This window comes from Christiangramia flava JLT2011, assembly GCF_001951155.1.
GTDB lineage: Bacteria > Bacteroidota > Bacteroidia > Flavobacteriales > Flavobacteriaceae > Christiangramia > Christiangramia flava.
The window spans coordinates 1,159,615-1,182,974 of the sequence record NZ_CP016359.1; the positions used below are offsets into that span (position 1 = coordinate 1,159,615).

20 protein-coding genes are annotated in these 23,360 nt (G+C 43.6%); 6 read left to right on the top strand and 14 right to left on the bottom strand.

The window, feature by feature from the left end:
• Positions 1 to 130 precede the first annotated feature (130 nt).
• The 3 genes from GRFL_RS04880 to GRFL_RS04890 all read left to right on the top strand — a co-directional run bounded on the left by GRFL_RS04880 (position 131) and on the right by GRFL_RS04890 (position 3,758).
• Positions 131 to 2,635 carry a zinc-dependent metalloprotease gene (locus GRFL_RS04880; protein ID WP_083643551.1) on the top strand — a complete coding sequence of 835 codons (2,505 nt, stop codon included), beginning with the start codon at positions 131 to 133 and terminating at the stop codon, positions 2,633 to 2,635.
• A gap of 124 nt (positions 2,636 to 2,759) precedes the next feature.
• Complete coding sequence (locus GRFL_RS04885) at positions 2,760 to 3,242, top strand: hypothetical protein (RefSeq protein WP_083643552.1); 483 nt, start codon at positions 2,760 to 2,762, stop codon at positions 3,240 to 3,242.
• A 105-nt stretch (positions 3,243 to 3,347) separates the two neighbouring features.
• A complete protein-coding gene (locus GRFL_RS04890; protein WP_083643553.1) occupies positions 3,348 to 3,758 on the top strand; it encodes a hypothetical protein in 411 nt (136 codons plus the stop codon).
• A 60-nt stretch (positions 3,759 to 3,818) separates the two neighbouring features.
• Here GRFL_RS04890 and GRFL_RS04895 read toward each other — a convergent pair whose 3' ends face one another.
• The 13 genes from GRFL_RS04895 to xrtF all read right to left on the bottom strand — a co-directional run bounded on the left by GRFL_RS04895 (position 3,819) and on the right by xrtF (position 18,501).
• Positions 3,819 to 5,051, bottom strand: coding sequence for a permease (locus tag GRFL_RS04895; RefSeq protein WP_236995883.1), 1,233 nt, complete (start codon positions 5,049 to 5,051; stop codon positions 3,819 to 3,821).
• 13 nt (positions 5,052 to 5,064) lie between these two features.
• Positions 5,065 to 7,575, bottom strand: a complete 2,511-nt coding sequence (locus GRFL_RS04900; protein WP_083643554.1) for a heavy metal translocating P-type ATPase — start codon at positions 7,573 to 7,575, stop codon at positions 5,065 to 5,067.
• Between the two features lie 161 nt (positions 7,576 to 7,736).
• Positions 7,737 to 8,051 (bottom strand): four-helix bundle copper-binding protein, encoded by a 315-nt coding sequence (locus GRFL_RS04905; RefSeq protein WP_083643555.1) that lies wholly within the window; start codon positions 8,049 to 8,051, stop codon positions 7,737 to 7,739.
• A 131-nt stretch (positions 8,052 to 8,182) separates the two neighbouring features.
• Positions 8,183 to 8,698 (bottom strand): helix-turn-helix transcriptional regulator, encoded by a 516-nt coding sequence (locus tag GRFL_RS04910; protein ID WP_236995884.1) that lies wholly within the window; start codon positions 8,696 to 8,698, stop codon positions 8,183 to 8,185.
• Between the two features lie 87 nt (positions 8,699 to 8,785).
• Positions 8,786 to 9,394, bottom strand: a complete 609-nt coding sequence (locus tag GRFL_RS04915) for a DUF3347 domain-containing protein (protein WP_083643556.1) — start codon at positions 9,392 to 9,394, stop codon at positions 8,786 to 8,788.
• A 51-nt stretch (positions 9,395 to 9,445) separates the two neighbouring features.
• Positions 9,446 to 10,144 (bottom strand): PepSY domain-containing protein, encoded by a 699-nt coding sequence (locus GRFL_RS04920; protein WP_083645962.1) that lies wholly within the window; start codon positions 10,142 to 10,144, stop codon positions 9,446 to 9,448.
• 4 nt (positions 10,145 to 10,148) lie between these two features.
• On the bottom strand, positions 10,149 to 11,858 hold the full coding sequence (locus GRFL_RS04925; RefSeq protein ID WP_083643557.1) for an efflux RND transporter periplasmic adaptor subunit: 1,710 nt from the start codon (positions 11,856 to 11,858) through the stop codon (positions 10,149 to 10,151).
• Complete coding sequence (locus tag GRFL_RS04930; RefSeq protein WP_083643558.1) at positions 11,845 to 12,618, bottom strand: TolC family protein; 774 nt, start codon at positions 12,616 to 12,618, stop codon at positions 11,845 to 11,847. The genes GRFL_RS04925 and GRFL_RS04930 overlap by 14 nt, the downstream gene beginning before the upstream one ends.
• Positions 12,619 to 12,620: 2 nt before the next feature.
• Positions 12,621 to 13,082: a TolC family protein gene (locus tag GRFL_RS04935; RefSeq protein WP_083643559.1), complete on the bottom strand. Its 462-nt coding sequence runs from the start codon at positions 13,080 to 13,082 to the stop codon at positions 12,621 to 12,623.
• Positions 13,079 to 16,900 carry an efflux RND transporter permease subunit gene (locus tag GRFL_RS04940; RefSeq protein ID WP_083645963.1) on the bottom strand — a complete coding sequence of 1,274 codons (3,822 nt, stop codon included), beginning with the start codon at positions 16,898 to 16,900 and terminating at the stop codon, positions 13,079 to 13,081. The genes GRFL_RS04935 and GRFL_RS04940 overlap by 4 nt, the downstream gene beginning before the upstream one ends.
• A gap of 100 nt (positions 16,901 to 17,000) precedes the next feature.
• The gene (locus GRFL_RS04945) at positions 17,001 to 17,408 is read right to left on the bottom strand and encodes an HYC_CC_PP family protein (RefSeq protein WP_083643560.1); all 408 of its coding nucleotides are present in this window, start codon (positions 17,406 to 17,408) and stop codon (positions 17,001 to 17,003) included.
• Positions 17,409 to 17,503: 95 nt separating this feature from the next.
• On the bottom strand, positions 17,504 to 17,971 hold the full coding sequence (locus GRFL_RS04950) for an exosortase F system-associated membrane protein (protein ID WP_083643561.1): 468 nt from the start codon (positions 17,969 to 17,971) through the stop codon (positions 17,504 to 17,506).
• Positions 17,953 to 18,501, bottom strand: coding sequence for an exosortase family protein XrtF (gene xrtF, locus GRFL_RS04955; protein ID WP_083645964.1), 549 nt, complete (start codon positions 18,499 to 18,501; stop codon positions 17,953 to 17,955). The genes GRFL_RS04950 and xrtF overlap by 19 nt, the downstream gene beginning before the upstream one ends.
• Before the next feature lie 88 nt (positions 18,502 to 18,589).
• On the opposite strand from xrtF, the gene GRFL_RS04960 reads away from it, so the two are divergent.
• Entirely contained in the window at positions 18,590 to 19,045 is a 456-nt protein-coding gene (locus GRFL_RS04960; RefSeq protein ID WP_083645965.1) for a GAF domain-containing protein, read from the top strand.
• A gap of 312 nt (positions 19,046 to 19,357) precedes the next feature.
• On the opposite strand, the gene GRFL_RS04965 is transcribed toward GRFL_RS04960, so the two are convergent.
• Positions 19,358 to 20,611, bottom strand: coding sequence for an ABC transporter permease (locus GRFL_RS04965; RefSeq protein ID WP_083643562.1), 1,254 nt, complete (start codon positions 20,609 to 20,611; stop codon positions 19,358 to 19,360).
• 143 nt (positions 20,612 to 20,754) lie between these two features.
• Here GRFL_RS04965 and purH point away from each other — a divergent pair, with 143 nt between their 5' ends.
• Together purH and GRFL_RS04975 are read left to right on the top strand one after the other, a co-directional pair.
• A complete protein-coding gene (purH, locus tag GRFL_RS04970) occupies positions 20,755 to 22,287 on the top strand; it encodes a bifunctional phosphoribosylaminoimidazolecarboxamide formyltransferase/IMP cyclohydrolase (protein WP_083643563.1) in 1,533 nt (510 codons plus the stop codon).
• Between the two features lie 40 nt (positions 22,288 to 22,327).
• Complete coding sequence (locus GRFL_RS04975) at positions 22,328 to 23,356, top strand: rod shape-determining protein (protein ID WP_083643564.1); 1,029 nt, start codon at positions 22,328 to 22,330, stop codon at positions 23,354 to 23,356.
• Positions 23,357 to 23,360: the final 4 nt, after the last annotated feature.

Sequence of the window (23,360 nt, forward strand, 5' to 3'; positions counted from 1 at the left end):
AATTATCAAAAACCGAGTAAACAATTGGCAATCAAACGCATTTATATTTATTTTAACTTTTTCTTAAACCTTTTCAAAAATTCAGCGTCTAAGAAGCTGAATAAGCTTATTAACTGAAAAAAACCAACTTATGATTAGAAAACAGAGCCTTCGGCTACTGCTGCTGGCGCTTTCCCTATCTGCTTCGGGCTGCGCCGTTTTCAATCCCGATTCCATGAAAGAGCCTGTTGCACAGGCAGCGGGTGAGGAAACTAAGAAAGACGATAAAGACGGCATGAAACCTTATAATAAGGTTATTACTAAGGATGCTAAAAGCGACGCCGGACTTTTTACCGTTCACAAAGTAAAAGACAAATATTACTACGAAATCCCAGACAGCCTTTTCAATCGTGAAATGCTTACCGTAACCAGGATTGCCAAAACGGCGACAGGAATTGGTTTTGGTGGCGGAAAGGAAAACACGCAGGTGCATCGCTGGCAACGAAAAGGAGATAAAGTACTGCTTCGCGTGGTTTCTCACGAGATCTACGCAGCCGATTCTCTTCCCATCCACGAAGCGGTGGTCAATTCCAATTTCGAACCGATCATCCAGAGCTTCGATATCAAAACGGAAAAGAAAGATTCTACCGGCACTGCCGCGGTAATAGATGTGACCGATCTTTATACCAAGGATGTACAGGCGCTTGGTTTGCAGGACAACACGCGTAAACGCTATAAAGTTTCCAGGCTGGACGATTCCCGTTCTTATATAGATACCATCAGGAGTTACCCGGAGAACATCGAGATCAGGCACGTGAAAACTTATAATGCGGGTGAGCCGCCTTCGAATGAAAGTACCGGGTCCATTTCCATGGAATTCAGTAATTCCATGATCTTATTGCCAAAAGTGCCAATGCAACGTCGCTATTACGATCAACGCGTAGGTTGGTTCACAACCGGCCAGACAGATTATGGCCTGGATGAGCAAAAAAGCAAAACCATTCAGTACCTGGATCGCTGGAGACTGGAAGTGAAACCGGAAGATATGGAGAAATTCAAGGCCGGTGAACTGGTGGAGCCCAAAGAACCAATCGTGTACTATATCGATCGTGCAACCCCTGAAAAGTGGAGACCATATATCAAAGAAGGTATCGAAGACTGGCAGAAAGCTTTTGAAGCAGCCGGTTTCAAAAATGCCATTTTGGCTAAAGATGCTCCCACGCCGGAAGAAGACCCAGACTGGAGCCCGGAGGATGTTCGGTATTCAGTTGTTCGTTACCTGGCTTCTCCAATTCCCAACGCTAATGGACCTCACGTGAGCGACCCGCGTTCCGGGGAGATTTTGGAATCTGATATTAACTGGTATCACAACGTCATGACCCTTCTGAGAAACTGGTATTTTGTGCAGACAGCTGCCATTAATCCGGAAGCTCAGAATGTGAAATTTAAAGACGAGATCATGGGACGCCTGATTCGTTTCGTTTCCTCGCATGAAGTTGGGCATACGCTTGGGCTTCCGCATAACATGGGAAGCAGTGTGGCCTACAAAGTAGAAGATCTTAGAGATCCCGAGTTTACTCAAAAATATGGAACAGCGCCTTCCATCATGGACTATGCGCGCTTTAATTACGTGGCGCAACCGGAAGATGGAGATGTGGCAATGATGCCAAATATTGGCCCGTATGATAAATATGCGATCGAATGGGGATACCGCCCAATTCCGGGGAAAAATGCAACTGAAGAAAAGCCTATTTTGGACGATTGGATCCTGGAACACGCCGGTGACCCGATGTATCGCTTCGGAAGACAGCAAAGTGGCGGAGTTATTGACCCAAGCTCACAGACAGAAGATCTTGGCGACGATGCCATGCTGGCCAGTGAATACGGAATTAAGAACCTGAAGCGCATCGTTCCAAACCTCATCGAATGGACAGCGGAAGATGGTAAGGATTACGAAGACCTTGACGACCTTTACGGACAGGTGCTTTCCCAATACAACCGCTATATGGGCCATGTGGCGGCCAACGTAGGCGGTGTTTACGAAATCTATAAAACCTACGACCAGGAAGGCGCCGTATATACACATGTAGATAAAGAAACACAGCAACGTGCCATGAAGTTTCTTCAGGAAAACCTTTTTGAAACTCCGGAATGGCTGATCAATCAGGATATTTTCAATAAAATTGAATTCGACGGAAATATCGAACGGGTTCGCGGGATGCAGCAACGCGCACTGAACAACATCCTGGACTTCGGAAGAATGTCTCGCTTGATGGAAAATGAAGAGATCAATGGCAACAAAGCTTACTCTCTTTTAGACATGATGACCGATCTTCGAAAAGGTATCTGGAGTGAAATCTATTCTGGCCAGAAGGTGGACCGTTACCGTCGTAACCTTCAAAGAGCTTATATCGAAAGAATGGCGTATTTGATGAAGGAGGAACAGGATGAAATTCCTTCCAGATATCGCCGATGGGTCTCCAGAAGTGACGTGGACGTTTCTCAAAGTGATATTCGCCCGGTGGTTCGTGGAGAACTTAACACTTTGGAAAGACAGATCAGAAATTCACTTTACAGCTCCGGTGACAGGCTAACCCGTTACCACCTGCAGGATGCCCTGAAAAGAATCGATCTTATTCTGAATCCTGTAAACTAAAGTTTTCTTAAATACTGAAGATCAAAAAACTATCGTTTTAACAGCGATAGTTTTTTTTGTGTTAAACTTTCGTATTCAGGCTGTTACTGGTAGTAAATTAGGAGAAACCATAAAAACATTTACGATGAAAAAATATAGTTTATTACTGGTCATGGTTTTCATGACTATGGTAGCTTTCGCCCAGGAAAAGAAGGGATGGGAAAAGAAAAGCAGCGATGAAATGGCCATGATGTATGCTGAAAAAGTAAGTTCGAAGTTGAGTTTAACCTCCGAGCAAAAAGAAAAAATCAAGGAAGCACAAATGAAACGCCTGAAAGACCAGAAAGAATTGATGGCCAAGCGTAAAGATCAAATGGCAGACGCAGAGGATATGGCCGATCAAACTGCCGACATGAAGGAAAAAAGAATGAAAATCCAGGAAGATTTTAAAGATGATATGCAGTCCATTCTCAATGAAGAACAATATGCCAAGTGGGAAAACATGCATCAGGAAGAAATGAAAATGATGAAAGGAAAGCACAAAGGCGACAAGATGAAGATGCATAAAATGAAGGATCAGAAGATGGAATCTGAAGATTCTGATGATGATAATTCAAGTTGGAAATAAGAACAAAAACCAATAATTTACGAAGGGGCAAAACAATGCCCCTTTTTTTAAATCCAGTATTTTTTTGACAATCAAATAATTGTATTAAAAAATCCTTTATTTATTATGAAAAAATTTCTATTATTATACCTGTTGTTCAGCACAGCGGTAATTTTTTCCCAAGAACGCCCCTCGAGAGATAGCAATCTTTCAACAGAAGAAATGGCGACCCTTGCGGCAAAAAGAACTGCGATGCAGCTGGAACTCCGTGCAGACCAGGAGCAGGCACTTCAAAAAATCTACCTGAAAAGGATAGATGAAGAAAAAACATTGCGTGCGGAAAGACAGGAGAAACTGAAAGGACAGCAGGAGGAACTGGCAGAAGAAAAAGACGCCCGGTTAGCAGACCGCCAGAAACTCACCGAAAAGTATAACGCACAGATTAAAGAAATATTAACTGCCGAGCAGTACACGAAATTCCTGCAATTACAGGAAAAACGCAGCAGAGGCAGGCAACGCATTGAAGGTTACAACTAGTTTAATTTTATACTTGTTTGTGTTGGCGAGGAGGATCTTTTTAGATCCTCCTTTTTTATTTTATGACACAAAATATTTCACGATGAGTCCGCCGGCTAACCACAGGTAACAAGCGAATGCAAGATATTTTAGCGTGTTTTCCAAAACTTTGCTTTTCGGAGCCATTTCTTTCATAAACATCACATCTTTTCTTTTGAAGAATCCGAGGTAGATCAGGTAACCGGAAATTAAAAGGAAAACCATATTCAGCCAGAACGTATAATCAATTTTAAAATATTCCGTATCCTGAATTTTTACGGAAGAAGGATCTGGCAACATATTCAGTAGATCGAAACCATAATGCAGGGCCAGTGACGCTCCCACCAGCGAGGTGAATAACAGGAACAGGATAAAAAAGCTCATTTTCCATCCATAGTATTTTGCATTGATCCGAAGAATGGGGAACACTACCAGGTCACTAAAAATAAAAGCCATCACTCCGGCAAAACTCACCCCTTTTCCGAATAACAACGCAGCCAGCGGAATATTTCCCATGGAGCCTATAAAGGTCAAAAAAGCTGCTACCGGACCTACGATAATATGTTCCAGGATGGTAAAAAATCCAAAATCAGTATTTCCACCCTGACCACTATTGATGAAAAGCGTCTGGAAAAAAGAATCTGGAACGAAAGCCGCAACGATCCCGGCAATGGTAAATCCAACGGTGACATCTTTCCAAACCATCTTCCACTCCATCCCATACTGCTGCGAAACCTTCGCCCACCCGGTTTCCGACTTCATTTTTTCTTTCCAGGACTTGCTGGTCTCGTCTTCATCATCATCGGAGCTGTCCAGGCGCTCCTTTGCTTTTTTGATCAGTTTCTTAGGATTGATCAGTCGTATCAATAACCAGCTGATAAGAATCAGGATGATTCCGCCCAGGTATTCGCCAACCACGAACTGCCAGCCAAGAAAGATCGAGATAATGATTCCTAATTCGATCACCAGGTTGGTGGATGCCAGGAGAAATGCGATAGAAGAGACAAAACTTGCTCCTTTTTTAAACAAACTTTTGGTGGAAGCCAGAGCGGCAAAACTGCAGGAACTACTGATGAAACCGAAAAAAGTGCCTAACAAAACTCCCTTCGATTCGTTTTTTCCCATGGTTTGCTGCATTCGTTTTTCGGTGACAAATACCTGGATACAACTACTAATCACGTATCCAAGGGCAAATGCCCAGAGTGCCATCCAGAAAAACCCGGCTGAAGTATTCGCCGCTTCTCCCCATTTGCTTAAAAAATCTTCCTGCATCATTATAAAATTTTTGCTAGTTTAATTTTGCGCTTCTTAATCGCAGTGCATTCGCGATCACTGAAACAGAGCTGAAACTCATGGCGAGTGCTGCGATCATGGGCGATAAAAGGATTCCGAAAACAGGGTAAAGGACCCCCGCAGCAATCGGTACTCCGATAGTGTTATAGACCAGTGCGAAAAACAGGTTTTCTTTGATGTTTTTCATCACTTTTTCACTCAGCCTGATCGCTTTCAGCACACCTTGAAGGTCTCCTTTCACCAGGGTTATTTCTGCGCTTTCGATAGCCACATCGGTTCCAGTACCCATCGCGATCCCAATATCGGCCTGAGCCAAGGCTGGAGCATCATTGATTCCGTCACCGGCCATGGCAACCTTCAATCCGTCAGCCTGTAGCTTTTTCACCACTTCCTGTTTGTCCTGCGGAACCATTTCAGCCTTGAAATCGTCCAGGCCTAATTCCGAAGCGACGGCCGCCGCGGTTTTCTGATTATCGCCGGTAAGCATCACCACTTTCACGCCTTCACTTTGTAATTTTTGAAGGGTGCCTTTACTGCTCTCCTTTATTTTATCGGAAATGACCACGAAGCCGGCAAGTTTCCCTTCCACGCTCACATAAGAAACCGTCTTGCCCTTTTCCTGCTCGGCAGTCACTTTCTGAACAGCCACCTCGGGAAGTGAAATTTTTCTTTCCTTAAATAGGACATCGTTCCCTATAGCGATCTTTTTTCCATTTACCTCAGCAATCACCCCTTTTCCGGTTACCGCTTCGAATTCAGTAGCATCGAAACGTTGAATCGCTTTATTTTCAGCATACTCAACAGTTGCCCTGGCAAGCGGATGCTCGCTTTGCGAATTGACCGCTGCAATGATCCCCGCCAGTTCTTCTTCGGAAAAGTTCTCCTGAAGGCTTACCACTTTTTCAACTGAAGGTTTTCCTTCAGTAATCGTCCCGGTTTTATCAATGATCAGCGTATCGATCTTATTCATTTGTTCCAAAGCTCGCGCATTCTTGATCAGTACGCCGTTCTGGGCGCCTTTCCCTACGCCAACCATGACCGACATTGGCGTGGCCAGACCCAGAGCGCAGGGACAGGCGATTATCAAAACCGCGATGGCATTTACCAAAGCGTAAACGTAGGCCGGTTCCGGACCAATTGCCGCCCAAACAATAAACGTGATTACCGATACCAGGACCACAATTGGTACAAAATAAGCTGAAATCCTATCAGCCAGCTTTTGAATAGGCGCCTGGGAACGGCTGGCTTCATTAACCATTTTGATGATCTGTGCGAGCAGGGTTTCATCGCCAACTTTCTCGGCAATCATCGTAAAGCTTTGATTACCGTTAATGGTTCCGGAACTCACCTTGTCTCCTTCGGTTTTTTCAACAGGAACCGGTTCCCCGGTAATCATGGATTCATCAATACTGCTCTTACCGGTTTTGATTTTTCCGTCTACCGGAATTTTTCCACCAGGTTTCACTCTTAACTCATCACCTTTTTCAATCGCATCTATAGCCACTGTTTCCTCTTGGCCATTTTTAACGCGAACGGCAGTATTAGGAGCCAGTTTCAGCAATTCTTTGATCGCTGAATTGGTTCGGCTGTGAGCTCTCGCCTCCAGTACCTGCCCCAGCATTACCAGTGTTAAAATCACTGTGGCAGCTTCAAAATATACGTGTACGGTCCCCGCTTCTGTTTTAAATTGTGCCGGGAAAAAGTCTGGGAAAAGCAAGCCAAATACACTGAAAATCCAGGCGATCCCTGAACCAATTCCGATAAGCGTAAACATGTTCAAATTCCAGGTTTTCACTGATCGCCAGGCTCTCTGGAAGAACATCCAGCAGGCGTAAAATACTACCGGTAGGGACAAACCGAACTGCACCCAGTTCCAGACCTGCAGATCAGCAAGATCATACAGCGGATTCTGATTCAGCATTTCAGACATGGCTATTAAAAAAACTGGCAAAGTAAACGCCACCGCGATCCAGAATTTTTTCAGCAGTTTTTTATAGGATTGGTCTTCAGCAGAAGGTGCAGGTTCTATGGGCACCAGATCCATCCCGCAAATTGGGCAATCTCCAGGTTGATCCCGAATAATTTCCGGGTGCATGGGGCAGGTGTAGTGACTTCCCTGTGAACGATAGCTCACCTCTTCGACCAGGTCCATCCCACAAACCGGGCAGTCTCCGGGTTGATCATAGGTCTTTTCACCCTCGCAATGCATTGGGCAATACCAGGTGCCTGTTCCTTTCCCTGATTTTCTCTTTTCTTTGTTTGGATGCGCATGTTCCTGATGAGTCCTTTCCTCACCAGGCATCATAATATGATAATTGCCACCTTCTTCCTGAAGCGCCTTTTCAAAGATTTCGACCTTTAGATGCTGTTTCATCTCGATTACAGCTTCAGCTTTTTCCAGGTTTACAAAAGCCTGCTCCACTCCCTCCACATTATTCAGCGTATGCTCCACATGAGACCGGCAGCCGTTGCAGGTCATCCCGGTAATTTTATATGTATGTTTCATGGACTAATTTATTTATGGTAAAATTAAGCTGAATGTGCTACTTCTAAGTTCTAAATTTTGGGTGGAAACTTCTGAAATAAGAACTGCCTGAAAAACCCGGATTATCAATTCTCTTTAACCCTCACCAGATTTTCCAGGCAGTAATCTTTGAAATATACTGTTTAATAAGCCTTACAGGCCTCTACACACTCACGACAGGCTTTTGCACAGGCCTGGCAATGATCGTGTTCATGTTTGCTACATTCATCTGCACAGGCTGTACAAACTTCAATACAATAATCAATTAGTCCCTGCACGTTTTGATATCCGGTAGCCAGTATCTGGTTTAAACTGGAACAAACTTCTGCACAAACCCGGTCTGTACGGATGCAGTCTTTCATCATTTTAACGTTCTCTTCATCCAGGCAGGCATCGGCACAATAATTACAGTGGTTGATGCAATTCCCCAAGGCTGATATCAGCTTCTCATTTCTCATAACGTTGATTTTATTGGTTATAAGTTCAAATTAGCCAGTATCTACCTAAGAGGCTTTTAATATTTTGCAAAAAAATTATGGTTTTAAAGCTTTTTAACCCTGGAACCTTCATTTTATAAAAAACTTCACACTTAAATCGAATCTAAGGATTTTCGATCTTTCTCCGGCAAATCCCGAAACTGGGATGGTGTATAACCCGTTGATTTTTTAAAGAAGGTAGACAGGTAAGCCGGTGTGGAGAAACCTAGGCGATCAGCGATCTGGGCAATACTGAACTCATCATAGGCGAGCAGTTCCTTGATCCTCTCGATCTTCACTGAATTATAAAATGTTTGGATACTCTGCCCTTCGGCCTGCGTGAAAATATGCGTGATGTGGCTGTAATCATACGCCAGCCTGGAAGTCAGTATTTCTGAAAGCTTTGCTCCGGAATAATCTTCCGCATATACCTCAGCGATGATCAGTGATTTGATCTGGCTAATGAGCCGGTCGTTTCGTTTCTCGATAAGTTCAAAGCCCACTTCGCTTAGCTGAGTTCCAAGTTCCAGCAATTTCCCATCTGCAGGAAGTTTTTCAAGCTCGGCAAAACCCAGCCCAATTTCCCGGAACGCGATCTCTTTGCTCTTGAGAATTTCCGAAACTGTCATGATGCACCGCTGGCACACCATATTTTTGATATAGATCCTGTTTTCCTCCAAAGTATTTAAAGCCCGACATTCCTGCCGGGCATTTTTTTATTTTTTGATAATTTCTTCTGTTCTCCCGCAGGTAAGCATCTGATTCCCAAAATAAGGGTTTCTGATCTGTTCTGAATCTGATAGCCAGTAATCACCTTTTCCTTCAAAAGCCATTGGGCAATACTGCTTATAGATCTGCCCGGAAGCCAAAGTCCCTTTTAACTGAGGTTCAATACGGGAAGTTAACTGCGAAAATGCTTCACGCTGCACATTGATATCATCACTTTCAGCAATCTGCTTTGCGATAGAGGTTACATTCCCATTTCCGATTGATACCATATGAGAAGCAGCCTGTGCAGCAGCCTTCGAATCGGTTGCTACAAGGGCATCCTTGATCTCCAGGTATGTATCATACAAATCAGCCACTTTTTTATCTCCAAATGCTGCCATCCCGGTAGTTTTCACCTGGTTATCTTCGGAAATACTTTCAGAATCACCAGCGTGATCCATTTTTCCCATCCCTCCTTCTGGATGACTATCCTGCTCTCCCGACGACTGTTCGGTCATCTGATCAGCATCTTTTTCAGCAGAGTTTTTACAAGAAGTAAAACTCAGTCCTAAAATTAGCATTCCTGCTACCGTAATATTTCTAATTACTCTTTTCATATTATTTGATTTAAAACAAAGTTATTCAATAAGTTACACAATTATTTTTTGCTATTTCAACACCTTTCTTACACTGGGTGAAGAAACATACCAGAGAACGAATCCGCTCAGAACGGCAACGAGTCCGCTTACACTGAAGATTCTCAGCAGCCAATTATTAAAGTCATCTCTCGTCTGGTAATCCATCGTATGCATCATCCATAGAAAATCAAACCATCGCCAGTCTCGAAAACGCACACTTTTGAAACTGGCATCCCTGGCGCCCACGTAGGCTTTGAGATTCTCACCGGTATCATAAGAAATTTCGTAAGCTGGCAGGCTTCCGCCGCGATACTCGTGATGAGCGCCCAGACTGTCGATCTTCCGAATTCCTGAAACCTGCAACTCGTCGCGTACATGCCTCGCTGCAATATCCAATGCCTGTTCTTCGGAAATTTCATTCAGAATTTTACCATTTTCGGCATGAACCAGTTTTTCAGAATTGATGAAATAATAGGGCTCACCGCTGATGTCTTTCAGGTCTACGCTCGTCACTGCCTCACCGGGCAACAGGTCGCCAATTCCTTTCAGGTTACTGAACGCGATAGTCTCAGGTGGCAGCTTTTTAAATTGATCGCCGTGGATCTCATCAATATCGGTCCAGCTGAAATACAGGCCGCTCACCGTCCACATAATGAATTGCAGCCCGATAAAAATTCCCAGATACCTGTGAATTTTCCGAATTCGCAGCGAGGTTTTTCTTTTTACGATCATCTTATTTTATTTCTGCTTTGATCTCCCCACAGGTCAGCATCGACTGCCCATAATAAGGGTTTTTGATTTCACTGTTCATACTCAGCCAGTCGGCACCCCGATTGCTGTTTGCCATCGGGCAACGCAATACGTACATTCCCGGCATTGGATTGGCGATTTTCGCAATACCGATCATTACCGAAGAGAGTTCGTCAAAGTTTTCCCGTAATGCGGAAATATCTTTGGCTTCCTTCATTTTCTGAACTGAATTCTGAAGTCCTGGTTTGAAATTTTCCCAGTTTTCCGCAGTTTCTTCGGTTAGACCTTCTTCGGAAATTGCTTCGGAATTTTGCTGAATTTTGGAAATCGTATTCTTAGCCGAATCAAAATCATCTGCCACGAGCTGATCTTTCAACTGAAGATAATTCATAAATAAAGGCATCAGTACTTTCTTATCTTTTTCCGCGATTTCCTTTCCAGCCTGCATGTTCATATCTGGATTCATCATGCTCGGTTTTCCTGCCAGCTGCACGGCCGAATCAACTGTAAAAGTTCCGTTCACCACGATTTCTTCTCCAGGCTGCAATCCGCTTTTCACCACATACGAATCACCGGTTGCAGTTCCCAGGTTTACTTCGCGCAGTTCAAAGCCTACCCCGCTTTCTAAAGATTTTTTCACATAAACCACCGATCGTTCACCTGTCCATAAAACTGACGATCTTGGAATCACCATTTGCTGCTCACCATTCTGGCTCATGTCCGTTTCGATCTGTGCGCTTACAAACATTCCTGGTTTAAATTGTCCGTTAGAGTTATCTACTTCTATTCTCGCCGTTGCCACCCGGGTATTGTCATTCAAAATCGGATCTATAAAACTGATCGTTCCTTCAAAAGTTTCTCCCGGAATCGACTGGACAGTGTATGCCACTTGGCTACCTTCCTTTACCCAGTTCAGGTCGCTTTCATAGAGATCAAAAAGCACCCAGACCTTATCCAGGTTCGCGATCTGGTAGATCGGCATTCCGCGCTCCAGGTAATCGCCCTGCTCTGCCATTAATTCGGTGACCACACCTGAAACATCTGCTGAAATCGGGAAACGGTCTATCGGTTCATTTCTATTCAGCATATTATTGATCTGCGCCTCGCTGATCTTCCAGTTCCTCAATTTTCGCTTGGCGGCTTCAAATAACTCCGGCTGACTTTCCTTTATTCTTGCGGCCTGCAGTAATTCTTCCTGTGCGGTAACGATCGCAGGAGAATACACAATGGCTAATGTTTGCCCTCGATTCACTTTTTCACCCGTAAAATTCACTCGCATCTGCTCGATCCTACCCGGAATGTGAGTCGACTGTGTATAACTGTTCTTCTCATTGACCTCGATCTTTCCGTTTAACCGAATGTTTTTGGAAACTTCACCATTTCCCACTTCCATCGTCGTTATATTGGCGAGTTTCATCGCATTTTCGCTCATTTGATAAACGCTCGCATCCAGTTCATCACCTCCGGAAGAAGCCGGTATCAGGTCCATCCCGCAAATAGGGCATTGCCCCGGTTCACTCTGGCGAATCTGCGGATGCATCGAACAGGTCCAGACCTGTCCTTTTTCCTCATTATCGGCATGATTATGCTCATTTTCCGCAGCATCATTGCCACCGAAAAATATCCAGCCGAGTAAGATTCCCAGCACGAGAAGCCCGGCCATTACGAGAATATTCTTATTATTCGTTCTCATCGCTATTCTGGTATTGTAGATATTCAAGCTTTGCCGCTGCTTTGTAAGCCTGCGCTAATGCCGAAACCTGTTGGATTTTATATAGTAATATGTCACTGTTCATTTGCAACACTTCCTGAAAATCTGAATTCGCATTGCTGAATCCTGAGATCAGTAATTTATTTGCCTGATTCGACTTTTTGATCTGGCTGGAATACAATTCCAGCAGTCTTTCCGACTTTTTCAATTGATACTTCGCCATCGAAATTTCGCTTCTCAATTCGTTGGCAACAGCCTCTTTCTGTTGTTCAGAAGCCTGCGCCATTAATCGGGCTTCTTCCTTTTGCGCTCTATACTTTTTTCGGAAAATCGGCAGGCTGATCGAAACCATTGGCATGATCGCGTCCTGACCATTATTTTCGGGATTCGCGTCGGTTCTTTTGGAAATGATACTGTAATCTACACCGACGCCAAGATTTGGCAGTCCGTTTTTCTCTGCGATCAGTTCATCATTTTGATATGCTTCGGTTTTCTTCTGAAGCATTGCCAGTCTTGGATGTTCTGTAAAATCCTGTTCATCGAAACTGTCAAATTTTACAACTAACGTATCCTGAACGGCTATTTCTACATCTCCTAAATCATTGATCAGAAATCGCAACTGATCTTTTCGAGTTTCCAGTTCTTCTTTTAGAATTTCTATCTCAGTTTCCGCTTCATCCTTCTGAATATCGACCTTTACCACATTGACCATCGGTGCGTTCCCGGCTTCAAAACGGTTCAAGGCTAAATCGCGATACGAATCGAGGATTTCCAGGTTATCATTTTTAGCAGCGATGGTTCCGGAAGCTTTGTAGTAACGGCATAAGCGTTCTTTACCTGCATAAATACCTTTTCCCGCGTATTCAGGTATTCATGAAATTTTGCTTCCGCCATCAGGTCGGCAGAATTGGCTCTTGCTGAAAGGGTTCCAAACCACGGAAACATCTGCATTAGGGAAAATCGTGCTTCCTGCGCCCCAAGCCTGGTTTCCATCATTCTTCCGAAGGCGCTGACCGTCAAAGTTGGATCTGGCAAACTGGAAACCTGTGGCGATTTTTGCAAAGCTGCTTCAAATTCGCTGTAAGCCGACTGGATCTCCGGGTTATTTTCCGCAGCGATCTGCAGGAAATGCTCCACGCTTTGTGCTTCAGAAGTTATTCCGAAGAAGACAAATGCCAGCAGTATATATAATTTCATCGTTTTCATACTTCAGAATTTTGATTTTTAACCACTGTTTCCCGCCAGTAAGCCTGTAAAACCGGCACCACGAAAATGGTCATGATCTGGATGATCATTCCGCCTACGATCGGGATTGCCATTGGCACCATAATATCTGAACCTTTTCCTGTTGAAGTTAAAACCGGGAATAAGGCAATTATCGTTACCGCGGTGGTCATCATGGCGGGTCTCACTCGTTTTTTACCGGCTTCCATCACCGCATCCCGAACAGTAGCCACCGTATCTGGCTTTCTTCGTTCAAAAACCTGGTGAATATAAGTTCCCATCAGCACGCCATCATCGGTTGCAATTCCGAAGAGGGCAATAAAACCTACCCAAACGGCTACACTCAGGTTGATTTCATGCATCTGGAACAGGTCCCGCATGTTGGTTCCGAATAAGGCGAAATCCATAAACCAGCCCTGGCCATAAAGCCAGATCATGATAAATCCGCCAGCGAACGCCACAAAGACTCCTGAAAAGTGAATGGTTGAAGCGATTACCGTTTTAAACTGAAAATACAGCAACAGGAAGATGATGATTAAACAGATAGGGATCAGGATCGCCAGCCTTTTTACTGCGCGAACCTGGTTTTCATAATTTCCTGAAAATTTATAGCTGATGCCTGCCGGCACCTGTAATTCGCCATTATCGATCTTCTGCTGAATAAAATCCCTGGCGTCATTTACCACATTTACCTCAGCAAAATTTTCTCTTTTATCGAATAGCACATACCCGACTTTAAATGTATTCTCACTCTTGATCATTTGCGGGCCTCGGGTGTATTTCACCTCAGCCAGATCACCAAGCGGAATCTGGGCTCCGGAAGATGTTGGAACTAAAATTTGCTTAATCGACTCCGGATTATCACGCAATTCACGAGGATATCGTACTCTAACAGGAAAACGCTCACGACCTTCTACCGTTGAGGTGATCTCCATACCACCCACAGCAGTTTCAATGGTTTTCTGCACATCTTCGATACTCAAACCGAATCGTGAAATCGCATTCCTGTCAATATCCAATTCCAGGTAAGGCTTCCCAACCACGCGATCTGCAAAAACAGCTTCGGTTTTTACTGAAGGTACCTGTTTCAGTAGATTTTCCAGTTTGATTCCGAAATCCTGAATGGTTTGAAGGTCTGGCCCGAAAACCTTAATTCCCATCGGTGCTCGCATTCCAGTTTGCAGCATGACCAAACGCGTTTCTATTGGCTGCAATTTTGGAGCAGAAGTCACGCCGGGCAGATCAGTATACTTTACGATCTCGTCCCAGATATCATCCGGACTTTGAATTTCGGGACGCCAGTTTCTATAGTATTCTCCATCCTCATCTGCGATCAATTGCTCCCGAGTAGTTTTTGCGCTGATCGCATCCAGGTTGGACAAAGTATCGCCAGATTTCAGAATAAAATTTTCGTCATCGTCTACCTTAAAACGCATCGGTTTGCCTGAAGTCGATAAGATATATTCCGGCTTGTAGTTGATAATATTTTCGAACATTGAAACCGGAGCCGGATCAAGTGCACTTTCCACGCGGCCCAGCTTTCCTACTGCTACATCCACTTCCGGGATATTGGAGGTTGCAAGATCCAGTTTTCGAACTGTTTCATGAGAATATTCAATTCCCGCATGCGGCATAACCGTTGGCATCAGCAAAAAGCTACCTTCGTTCAAAGATGGCATGAATTCTTTCCCGACTCCCGGAAACGTAGTTGCCATTCCCTGCCAGACTGAAGTTTTTCGAATATCAATATTTACTATATTAAATCCGTTAGCGACAAAGCCGAAGATCTTTGGAAAACCAAACCAGATCATAATTCCGAAGAGGATGGTAACGATCGGCACTGCCAGGAATTTACCTTTATTTTCAAGACACCAGCTCAGAATCCGTTCATAATAACGAACCACACCGAGCAATAATACCAGCGTAATAGCCAGTAAAAGAATAACGAAAATATAGTTGTAGATGACCGGTTTCTGAAAACCTAGCGGCATCCATTCTTCCGCCAGAAAGAACAGCGTTACTGCCAGCGTCACTCCAAGCACAATTTTATCTGAATACCTTCCGAAGATATTCGGGTTATGCTCTTCCAGCACTTTCAGAATTCCTATAATCGTCAGCGCCAGAGGAAGCCAGAAGCCGAAAATGATTGCCAGGACAATTCCGGAAACGATCAGAATGTAGTTCCAGGCTCGACGCGTTTGTTTCTTATCGGTTTTAAAATTGAAGAAGAAATAAGAAAACATTGGCAGGATAAAAACGCCGATCAAAAATGCCGCACCAATGGCGAAGGTCTTAGTAAAAGCCAGCGGTCTGAACAATTTCCCTTCTGCATGTTCCATAAAGAAGACCGGGATAAAGCTCACAATGGTCGTAAGTAAAGCCGTAGTAACCGCCGGAGCGACTTCGATGGTTGCCCGGTAAATAATATTTGCCAGTTTTGCACCACGAGCATTTTTATTTTCTTTCATCTCCAGCCAGCGAATGGTATTTTCCACGAAAACAATTCCTACATCCACCATCACACCAATAGCGATCGCTATCCCTGAAAGTGCCACGACATTTGCGTCCACACCAAAATAACGCATTGCAATGAAGGTCATTAGCACCGCGATTGGCAGCAAACTGGAAATTAATACGGAAGCCCGAAGATTCAGAACCAGAACGATAATTACAATTATGCTGATCAAAATCTCATGTGACAGGGCACTTTCCAGCGTACCGATGGTTTCATTGATGAGTTGCGTACGATCATAGAACGGAACGATCGTCAGCTGGGACCTGGTTCCATCTTCCAAAGTTTTGCTAGGAAGTCCGCTGGAAATTTCAGCGATTTTCTCCTTGGTATTTTCAATGACTTGCAGCGGATTTGAACCATAGCGAGCTACCACTACTCCACCAGCGACCTCAGCACCACCTTTATCCAGTAATCCGCGGCGTTGTGCAGGACCTAGATGAACTTTAGCGATGTCCTTTATAAGAATCGGTGTGTTGGCTTTTTCAGTAACCACCGTATTTTCGATATCACTGATCGATTCTATATAACCCAGACCGCGAACAAGGTATTCGACTTTATTAACCTCTAGCGTTTTGGCCCCTGCATCGCGATTCGAATTTTTCACGGCCATCATCACCTTATCGATCCCGATATTATACGCTTTTAAAGCATCGGGATTCACATCGATCTGGTATTCCTGGACATAACCACCAATTGAGGCAACTTCCGAAACTCCCTTCGTAGCGCTCAAACCTGGTTTCACGTAATAATCCTGGATCTTGCGCAATTCATGCAAATCCCAGCCTCCGGTCACATTGCCATCAGGATCTCGACCTTCTAACGTGTACCAATAAACCTGACCTAAGGCGGTAGCATCTGGCCCCAAAGATGGCTGTACTCCTTCAGGTAGTAAACCAGATTGCAAAGAATTCAATTTTTCAAGCACGCGGGAACGTGACCAGTAGAACTCAATGTCTTCTTCAAAAATGATGTAGATACTGGAAAAACCGAACATAGAAGAACTTCGAACTGATTTCACGCCCGGAATACCTAATAAAGTACTCGTTAAAGGATAGGTGATCTGGTCCTCAACATCTTCAGGGGAACGGCCCGGCCATTCGGTAAAAACGATCTGCTGGTTTTCGCCAATATCGGGAATGGCATCAACCGGAACAGAGTCTTTCGGAAGGAAACCAGTATCCCAGCTGAAAGGTGCCGTTACCAATCCCCAGCCCACCAAAAAGATGACCAGCAGAATGGAAACCAGCCGGTTATACAAAAAGTATTTTATAATTTGATTGAACATTTTCAGATAATTTAGAATAATCCATACGGGATTGATCGTTTCCGAAAAAATTTGGAAACAAGGCATAACTTTCCCTTAGCGGAAAGCAGAATTATCTAAATCAAATGAGAAAAACCTGGTCCACGATATGTATATCGCTCACCAGCAAAGGCGGGGAATAATCTTTAAAGGGAATGACCTGTTCCGGTTTTGGCTCGAAAAGGTCGAAATAAACATAGGTGAAAGCCGTGAAGATCATTTGCTGGTGCAACTGAAGCTGGTCAAAGCTCAATTTCAATTCATCCTGCCCATCTACGCTCACTTTCTTGTTCGAGCAGCAGTGATCTTCGCTCATTTTATCGTCCATGGAGGAACCCATATCCATTCCGCAGGAAACAGCTTTTGAAAAAACCGCAGAATCTACCAAATAGCTACCACAGTAGTGCTTATCTACTGTAAAAGAAAATGTTGAAAACAGCACTAAAAGTGCCATTATCACGGAAATGCTATTTTGCAGAACTTTCTTCACGAAAACAAAAATAAGTAATTTTTCAGAAAACGGAGTTTTGAAAAACTTAATGGCATCAAAATTACTGAATTAGAAGCTTTCTGAATTTCAAATTTTCAGGAAATACTTTCGGAATTCCTGGAAATGCTGAGCCGGTAATAGTAAAAAGCCGGTAGTAATAAAAGAATGAAAATGGGATGAATTAGGAACCTTCTCACGTAGAAAAGCGCTAGGAAATGTTCTTTTTCAAGATTCAGCAGCAAAAAAATAAAAATACTGATGCCTACCAGAAATAATATTCCGTAGAGCAAACCGGAGAATTTCATGATTTGCCGGTCGCGGAAAGCCAGGTAGATAATTCCCAGAGAAATCAATGTATTCAAAACAAAGCGAAAAGTAAGATTCAGCAGTAATTTTGGCATTTGATACGCTGGAAGATCGCCCAGAAGGTAATCTGACCTAAAAAAACGGATAAACGGATCGTAAAAGAGGTGTTCTTCAAAAAGCCGAACGCCCGCCAGCATCAATACCAGGCAAATGATCAGGATGATCCGGACGTTTTTGCTTACGCGCTCTTTTTCCATTTCGAATAGATTCTGACCCAAATAATCCATAAGATAAACACCGTGCCGTAGATGGCCAAAGGAAAAAATACCGAATGTAGGAATCCGGAATATTGCGGGTATTCAAATAAACCTACGGAAAGTAGGACGATTCGCAGGATGTTCATACTATAAATAATTGCCGAACCAGCCAGGATATATAAAAAAGTAGTTGAAGCTTTTCCGTAGAAAGAAAGAATGAACGACAGGAACAGGATGATCACGCTAATGGAATTACAACCTTCCACGATACCGGCCAGGAAAACATCTTCCACCATTAATTTCATGGAGAGTCCGCTGGAATGCATGACCACCTGCACCTCATAGCCGAGGGCGGCCATCAATTCGCCACTTTGCCGGGCTACCAGTCGGGTAACAGGATCTGGCACCGGCGGATCTTTCTCAAAAAAATGAAGGTAGCCGCTGTACAGACTGGAGAGCAGGAAATAACTGCCCAGGAATATAAAAATGAAACGAATGACGAGTCTATATTTCCTGAAGAGTCTGAGCAATCCTAAAATTGTGTTTTTCACAAATTTAGCCAAATCCCTTCCGCTTCGGAATCAAAAATTGAATACTTTTGCACCAAAAATTGTTAATATGCCTTTTGATAAATTACGACCAGAAATAGAAACCATCCTCCGCAATCCTGAGGAAGGTGTGGATAACAGGTTGACCGCGGTTTGCACGTTGTTACAGGAAACTATCCCGTATTACGACTGGGTTGGATTTTATTTCAGAAATGGAGATAAAGAAGAATTGAAACTGCGCTCTTTTGCGGGCGAACCTACAGATCATGAGATCATCCCATTTGGGCGAGGAATTTGCGGGCAGGTAGCTGTTTCCAATAAAAATTTCGTAGTTCCAGATGTCAAAGCCCAGGATAATTACATCGCGTGCAGCATTCATGTAAAAGCAGAGATCGTAGTTCCGCTTTTCAAAAATGGTGAAAACATCGGGCAGATAGATATAGACAGTCATACGGCCGATCCTTTCTCGCAGGAAGATGAAAGCTTCTTGGAATGGGTGAATGAAAAAGTTGCTGAAATAATTTAAGCTGAAAATACTTTACCAGATACCGTTTTAAATAACAAAAAGCCCTTGTCTAGCGACGAGGGCTTTTTGTTTTCGGCTAATTCAAAATCGTTATGCCTGTAGAAATATGGTCACTACAATTAATAGCAAAAATGCTACTAGTTGTAAGATAGACATGGCGTAGTTTTTTTCAATTTCATTTCCCATCGTTATAGCTTTTTCGGATTGCTAAGATAACTTAGGGAAGAACTGAAAATGAGATATTTAACGAACTTTAGCCATTTTTAAAATTCCTTAAGATTTCTTTATTAACAGTTGAATAAGTGGCTACTGCTACATTCCTGTTCGGATAGCCTCGACAGGATCTAGCTTGGACGCGGAAATCGCCGGAATAATTCCTGAAATCAGGCCAATAATTGCAGAAACCAGAGTTCCGATAAAAATGTTAAAAGGCGACAACACAAATTCGAAATCACCGGTAAACTGGGAAGCCACCAGGGAAACGATCCAGACCAAAAACAGTCCCACGAGACCGCCAATCACAGCCAGGATCACCGCTTCGAATAAGAATTGAGACAAAATGAACTTGTTTTTGGCGCCCAGGGATTTCTGGATCCCAATCAGGTTGGTGCGTTCCTTCACGCTTACAAACATGATATTGGCAATTCCGAAGCCACCAACCAGCAGGGAAAACCCACTAATTACCAGTCCAATCACATTCAGCTGCCCGGTAATATTGTCGATAAAATCAGTAAATCCTTTGATCTGGTTCACGAAGAAATTGTTATCGTCTCCGGGCTTGATCCCTCGTACATTCCGCATTTGCTGTTCAATTGTAGCGATAAATTCATCGTAATCCACATCCGGCTTTGGCTTCAGCACAATTTGGGGATAAACCGTTCCTTTTTTGGTTCCGAAGATACGCCTGGCAAAATTCGCAGGCACAAAAGCCTGGCCATCGCGGGAAGAACCCATAAGCGACTGCCCCTGCTTTTCCAAAACCCCAATTACCGTAACCCGCTGGCCGTAAAGCCGCAACTCCTTCCCAATGGGATTGGAATCTCCAAAAAGATTGTCTTTGATCTCGCTTCCAAGAATGATCACCGGCGCACCACTAACTGATTCTGACTCGTTGAAAAATCGCCCGTTGGAAAGTTCCATCGCTTCGATATCATAATATTCGCTGGTTACTGCACCAATATCAACCCCGGCAGTGGTCACTTCCTGGTATTTGATGCTGGCACTGGGAACGCCCAATCCAAAACTAACCGCTTCCGCATCGGGTAAAGTCCGCTTGAGATGCTGGTATTCTTCGTAAGACATGTCTGGAAATTGTTCTCTTTTCCAACGGGGCACATCAGTAGGGCCAAAACTGAAACGCATGAGGATCACCGTACTGTTATCCAGTGCGCTGATACTGCCTTCGATTTCCTTCTTCAGGGAATCTACCGCGGCCAGCACCGCAATGATCGAAAAGATCCCGATCGTCACCCCAAGAAGCGATAAAAATGTTCGGAGTTTATTGTTCTTTAGCGCATTGATGGCGAAGATAAAACTCTCCCGAAGTACCCGCAGATAAATAAGCATGGAAAACAGCTGGTTTTGTACAATTTAAAGATAGGACGTTTGTTCCTGAAATTCGTTACAAAATTTATTTAGAATTCAGCCTTTGCTCCTTCTGCTTTTTTAGCTGAATTGGTTACTTTTGCAGCTTTAACAAACACAACACAATGAGCGAATTAAAACAAGCAAAATCTGCTTTAATTTCTGTTTTTAGTAAAGACGGGCTGGAACCTATCGTTAGGAAACTGGATGAACTCGGTTTTACCATTTATTCTACCGGCGGAACTGAAAAATTTATCAAAGATCAGGGTATCGATGTGGTCCCGGTTGAAGATATCACTTCTTACCCTTCCATCTTAGGAGGTCGGGTAAAAACCCTTCACCCGAAAGTTTTCGGTGGGATCCTGAATCGCCAGGATAACGATTCTGATGTTGCCGAACTGGCAGAATATGAAATTCCGCAGATTGATGTTGTGATTGTAGACCTGTATCCATTTGAAAAAACGGTTGCTTCAGGAGCTTCGGAACAAGATATCATCGAAAAGATCGATATTGGTGGGATTTCTCTGATCCGTGCTGCTGCCAAAAACTTCAAGGATGTACTGTGCGTTTCTTCGGTAGACGATTATGCGGAATTTTTGGAAGTTATTTCTGAAAACAACGGAAAAACGAGTCTTTCCCAGCGTAAACGTTTTGCTACGAAAGCCTTCAATATTTCGTCTCATTATGATTCGGCTATTTTCAATTATTTCAACGCTGAAGGTGAGGTGAATTCGTTCAAACAAAGTGAACTTTCCGGAAAGGAATTGCGCTACGGCGAAAATCCGCACCAGCAGGGAACTTTCTACGGTGATTTTGATGCGATGTTCGACAAACTCCACGGAAAAGAACTTTCTTATAACAATTTACTGGACGTTGATGCTGCCGTGAATTTGATGAATGAATTTAAAGGCGAAGCTCCAACTTTTGCCATTTTAAAACATAATAATGCCTGCGGGCTTGCACAACGTGACACCATTAAACAGGCTTATGTAGATGCGCTTGCAGGCGACCCTGTTTCAGCTTTTGGCGGAATATTGATCAGCAATGTGGAAATTGATGCCGAAACTGCTGAAGAAATCCACAAACTTTTCTGTGAGGTGGTGATTGCTCCATCTTATTCTGATGAAGCATTAGAAATTCTGAAGGGCAAGAAAAACAGGATCATGTTAATCCTGAAAGACATTGAATTGCCAAAATCCCAGGTAAGAACCTGTCTTAATGGCGTTTTGGTTCAGGATAAAGATCTGAAAACCGATGCGGCAGAAGATTTACACCAGGCCACGAAAAATAAACCGACAGATGAGGAGTTATCTGACATGATATTTGCTTCAAAGATCTGCAAACATACCAAATCGAATACCATCGTTTTAGCCAAGAACAAACAACTTTGCGCCAGCGGAACGGGACAAACTTCCCGAGTTGATGCTTTAAAGCAGAGCATTGAAAAAGCACATTCGTTCAATTTTGACCTGCATGGCGCCGTAATGGCGAGCGATGCGTTTTTCCCATTCCCAGATTGCGTGGAGATCGCCGGAAATGTTGGGATCACTGCTGTAATTCAACCAGGTGGCTCGATAAAAGACGATTTGAGTATCGATTATTGCAATGAAAATAATATCGCCATGGTGATGACGGGAACGCGCCATTTTAAACATTAATTTTAGTACATTTACCAAACCTCAACACTTATAATACACTATGGGTTTTTTTGACTTTCTCATTGAAGAAATTGCGATAGACTTAGGTACGGCCAACACTTTGATTATTCACAACGATAAAGTTGTAGTTGATAGTCCCTCGATTGTAGCCAGGGACCGTACTTCAGGAAAAATTACCGCGGTAGGTAAAGAAGCCGCAATGATGCAGGGTAAAACCCATGAGAATATCAAAACCATCAGGCCGCTTAAGGATGGTGTAATTGCCGATTTTGATGCCAGTGAGAAAATGCTCACCATGTTTATCAAAGAAATTCCGGCACTTAAGAAAAAACTTTTCACTCCTGCCTTAAGAATGGTTATTTGTATCCCATCTGGGATTACGGAAGTGGAGATGCGTGCGGTAAAAGAAAGTGCCGAAAGAGTGAATGGTAAAGAGGTTTACCTGATCCATGAGCCAATGGCCGCAGCGATTGGAATCGGTGTGGATATCATGCAACCGAAGGGGAACATGATCGTGGATATAGGTGGTGGTACTACTGAAATTGCGGTGATCGCACTTGGTGGAATTGTTTGTGATAAGTCTATCAAAATTGCCGGTGATGTATTTACTAATGACATCGTTTACTATATGCGTACGCAGCACAACCTGTATGTTGGAGAACGTACTGCGGAAAAAATAAAAATACAGATCGGTGCGGCAACTGAAGATCTTGAAGTTCCGCCAGAGGAAATGAGCGTTCAGGGACGTGACCTTCTTACCGGTAAACCAAAACAGGTGAATATTTCGTACCGTGAAATTGCCAAAGCGCTGGATAAATCTATTCTTCGTATCGAAGATGCGGTGATGGAAACGCTTTCGCAAACACCACCAGAACTGGCTGCCGATATTTACAATACTGGTATCTATTTAGCCGGTGGTGGTTCGATGTTAAGAGGTCTCGATAAACGGCTTTCTCAAAAGACCGATCTTCCGGTTTATATTGCTGAAGATCCGCTTAGAGCCGTTGTTCGCGGAACCGGAATTACCCTTAAAACACTGAACCGTTACAAAGGAATTTTGATCAAGTAGGAAG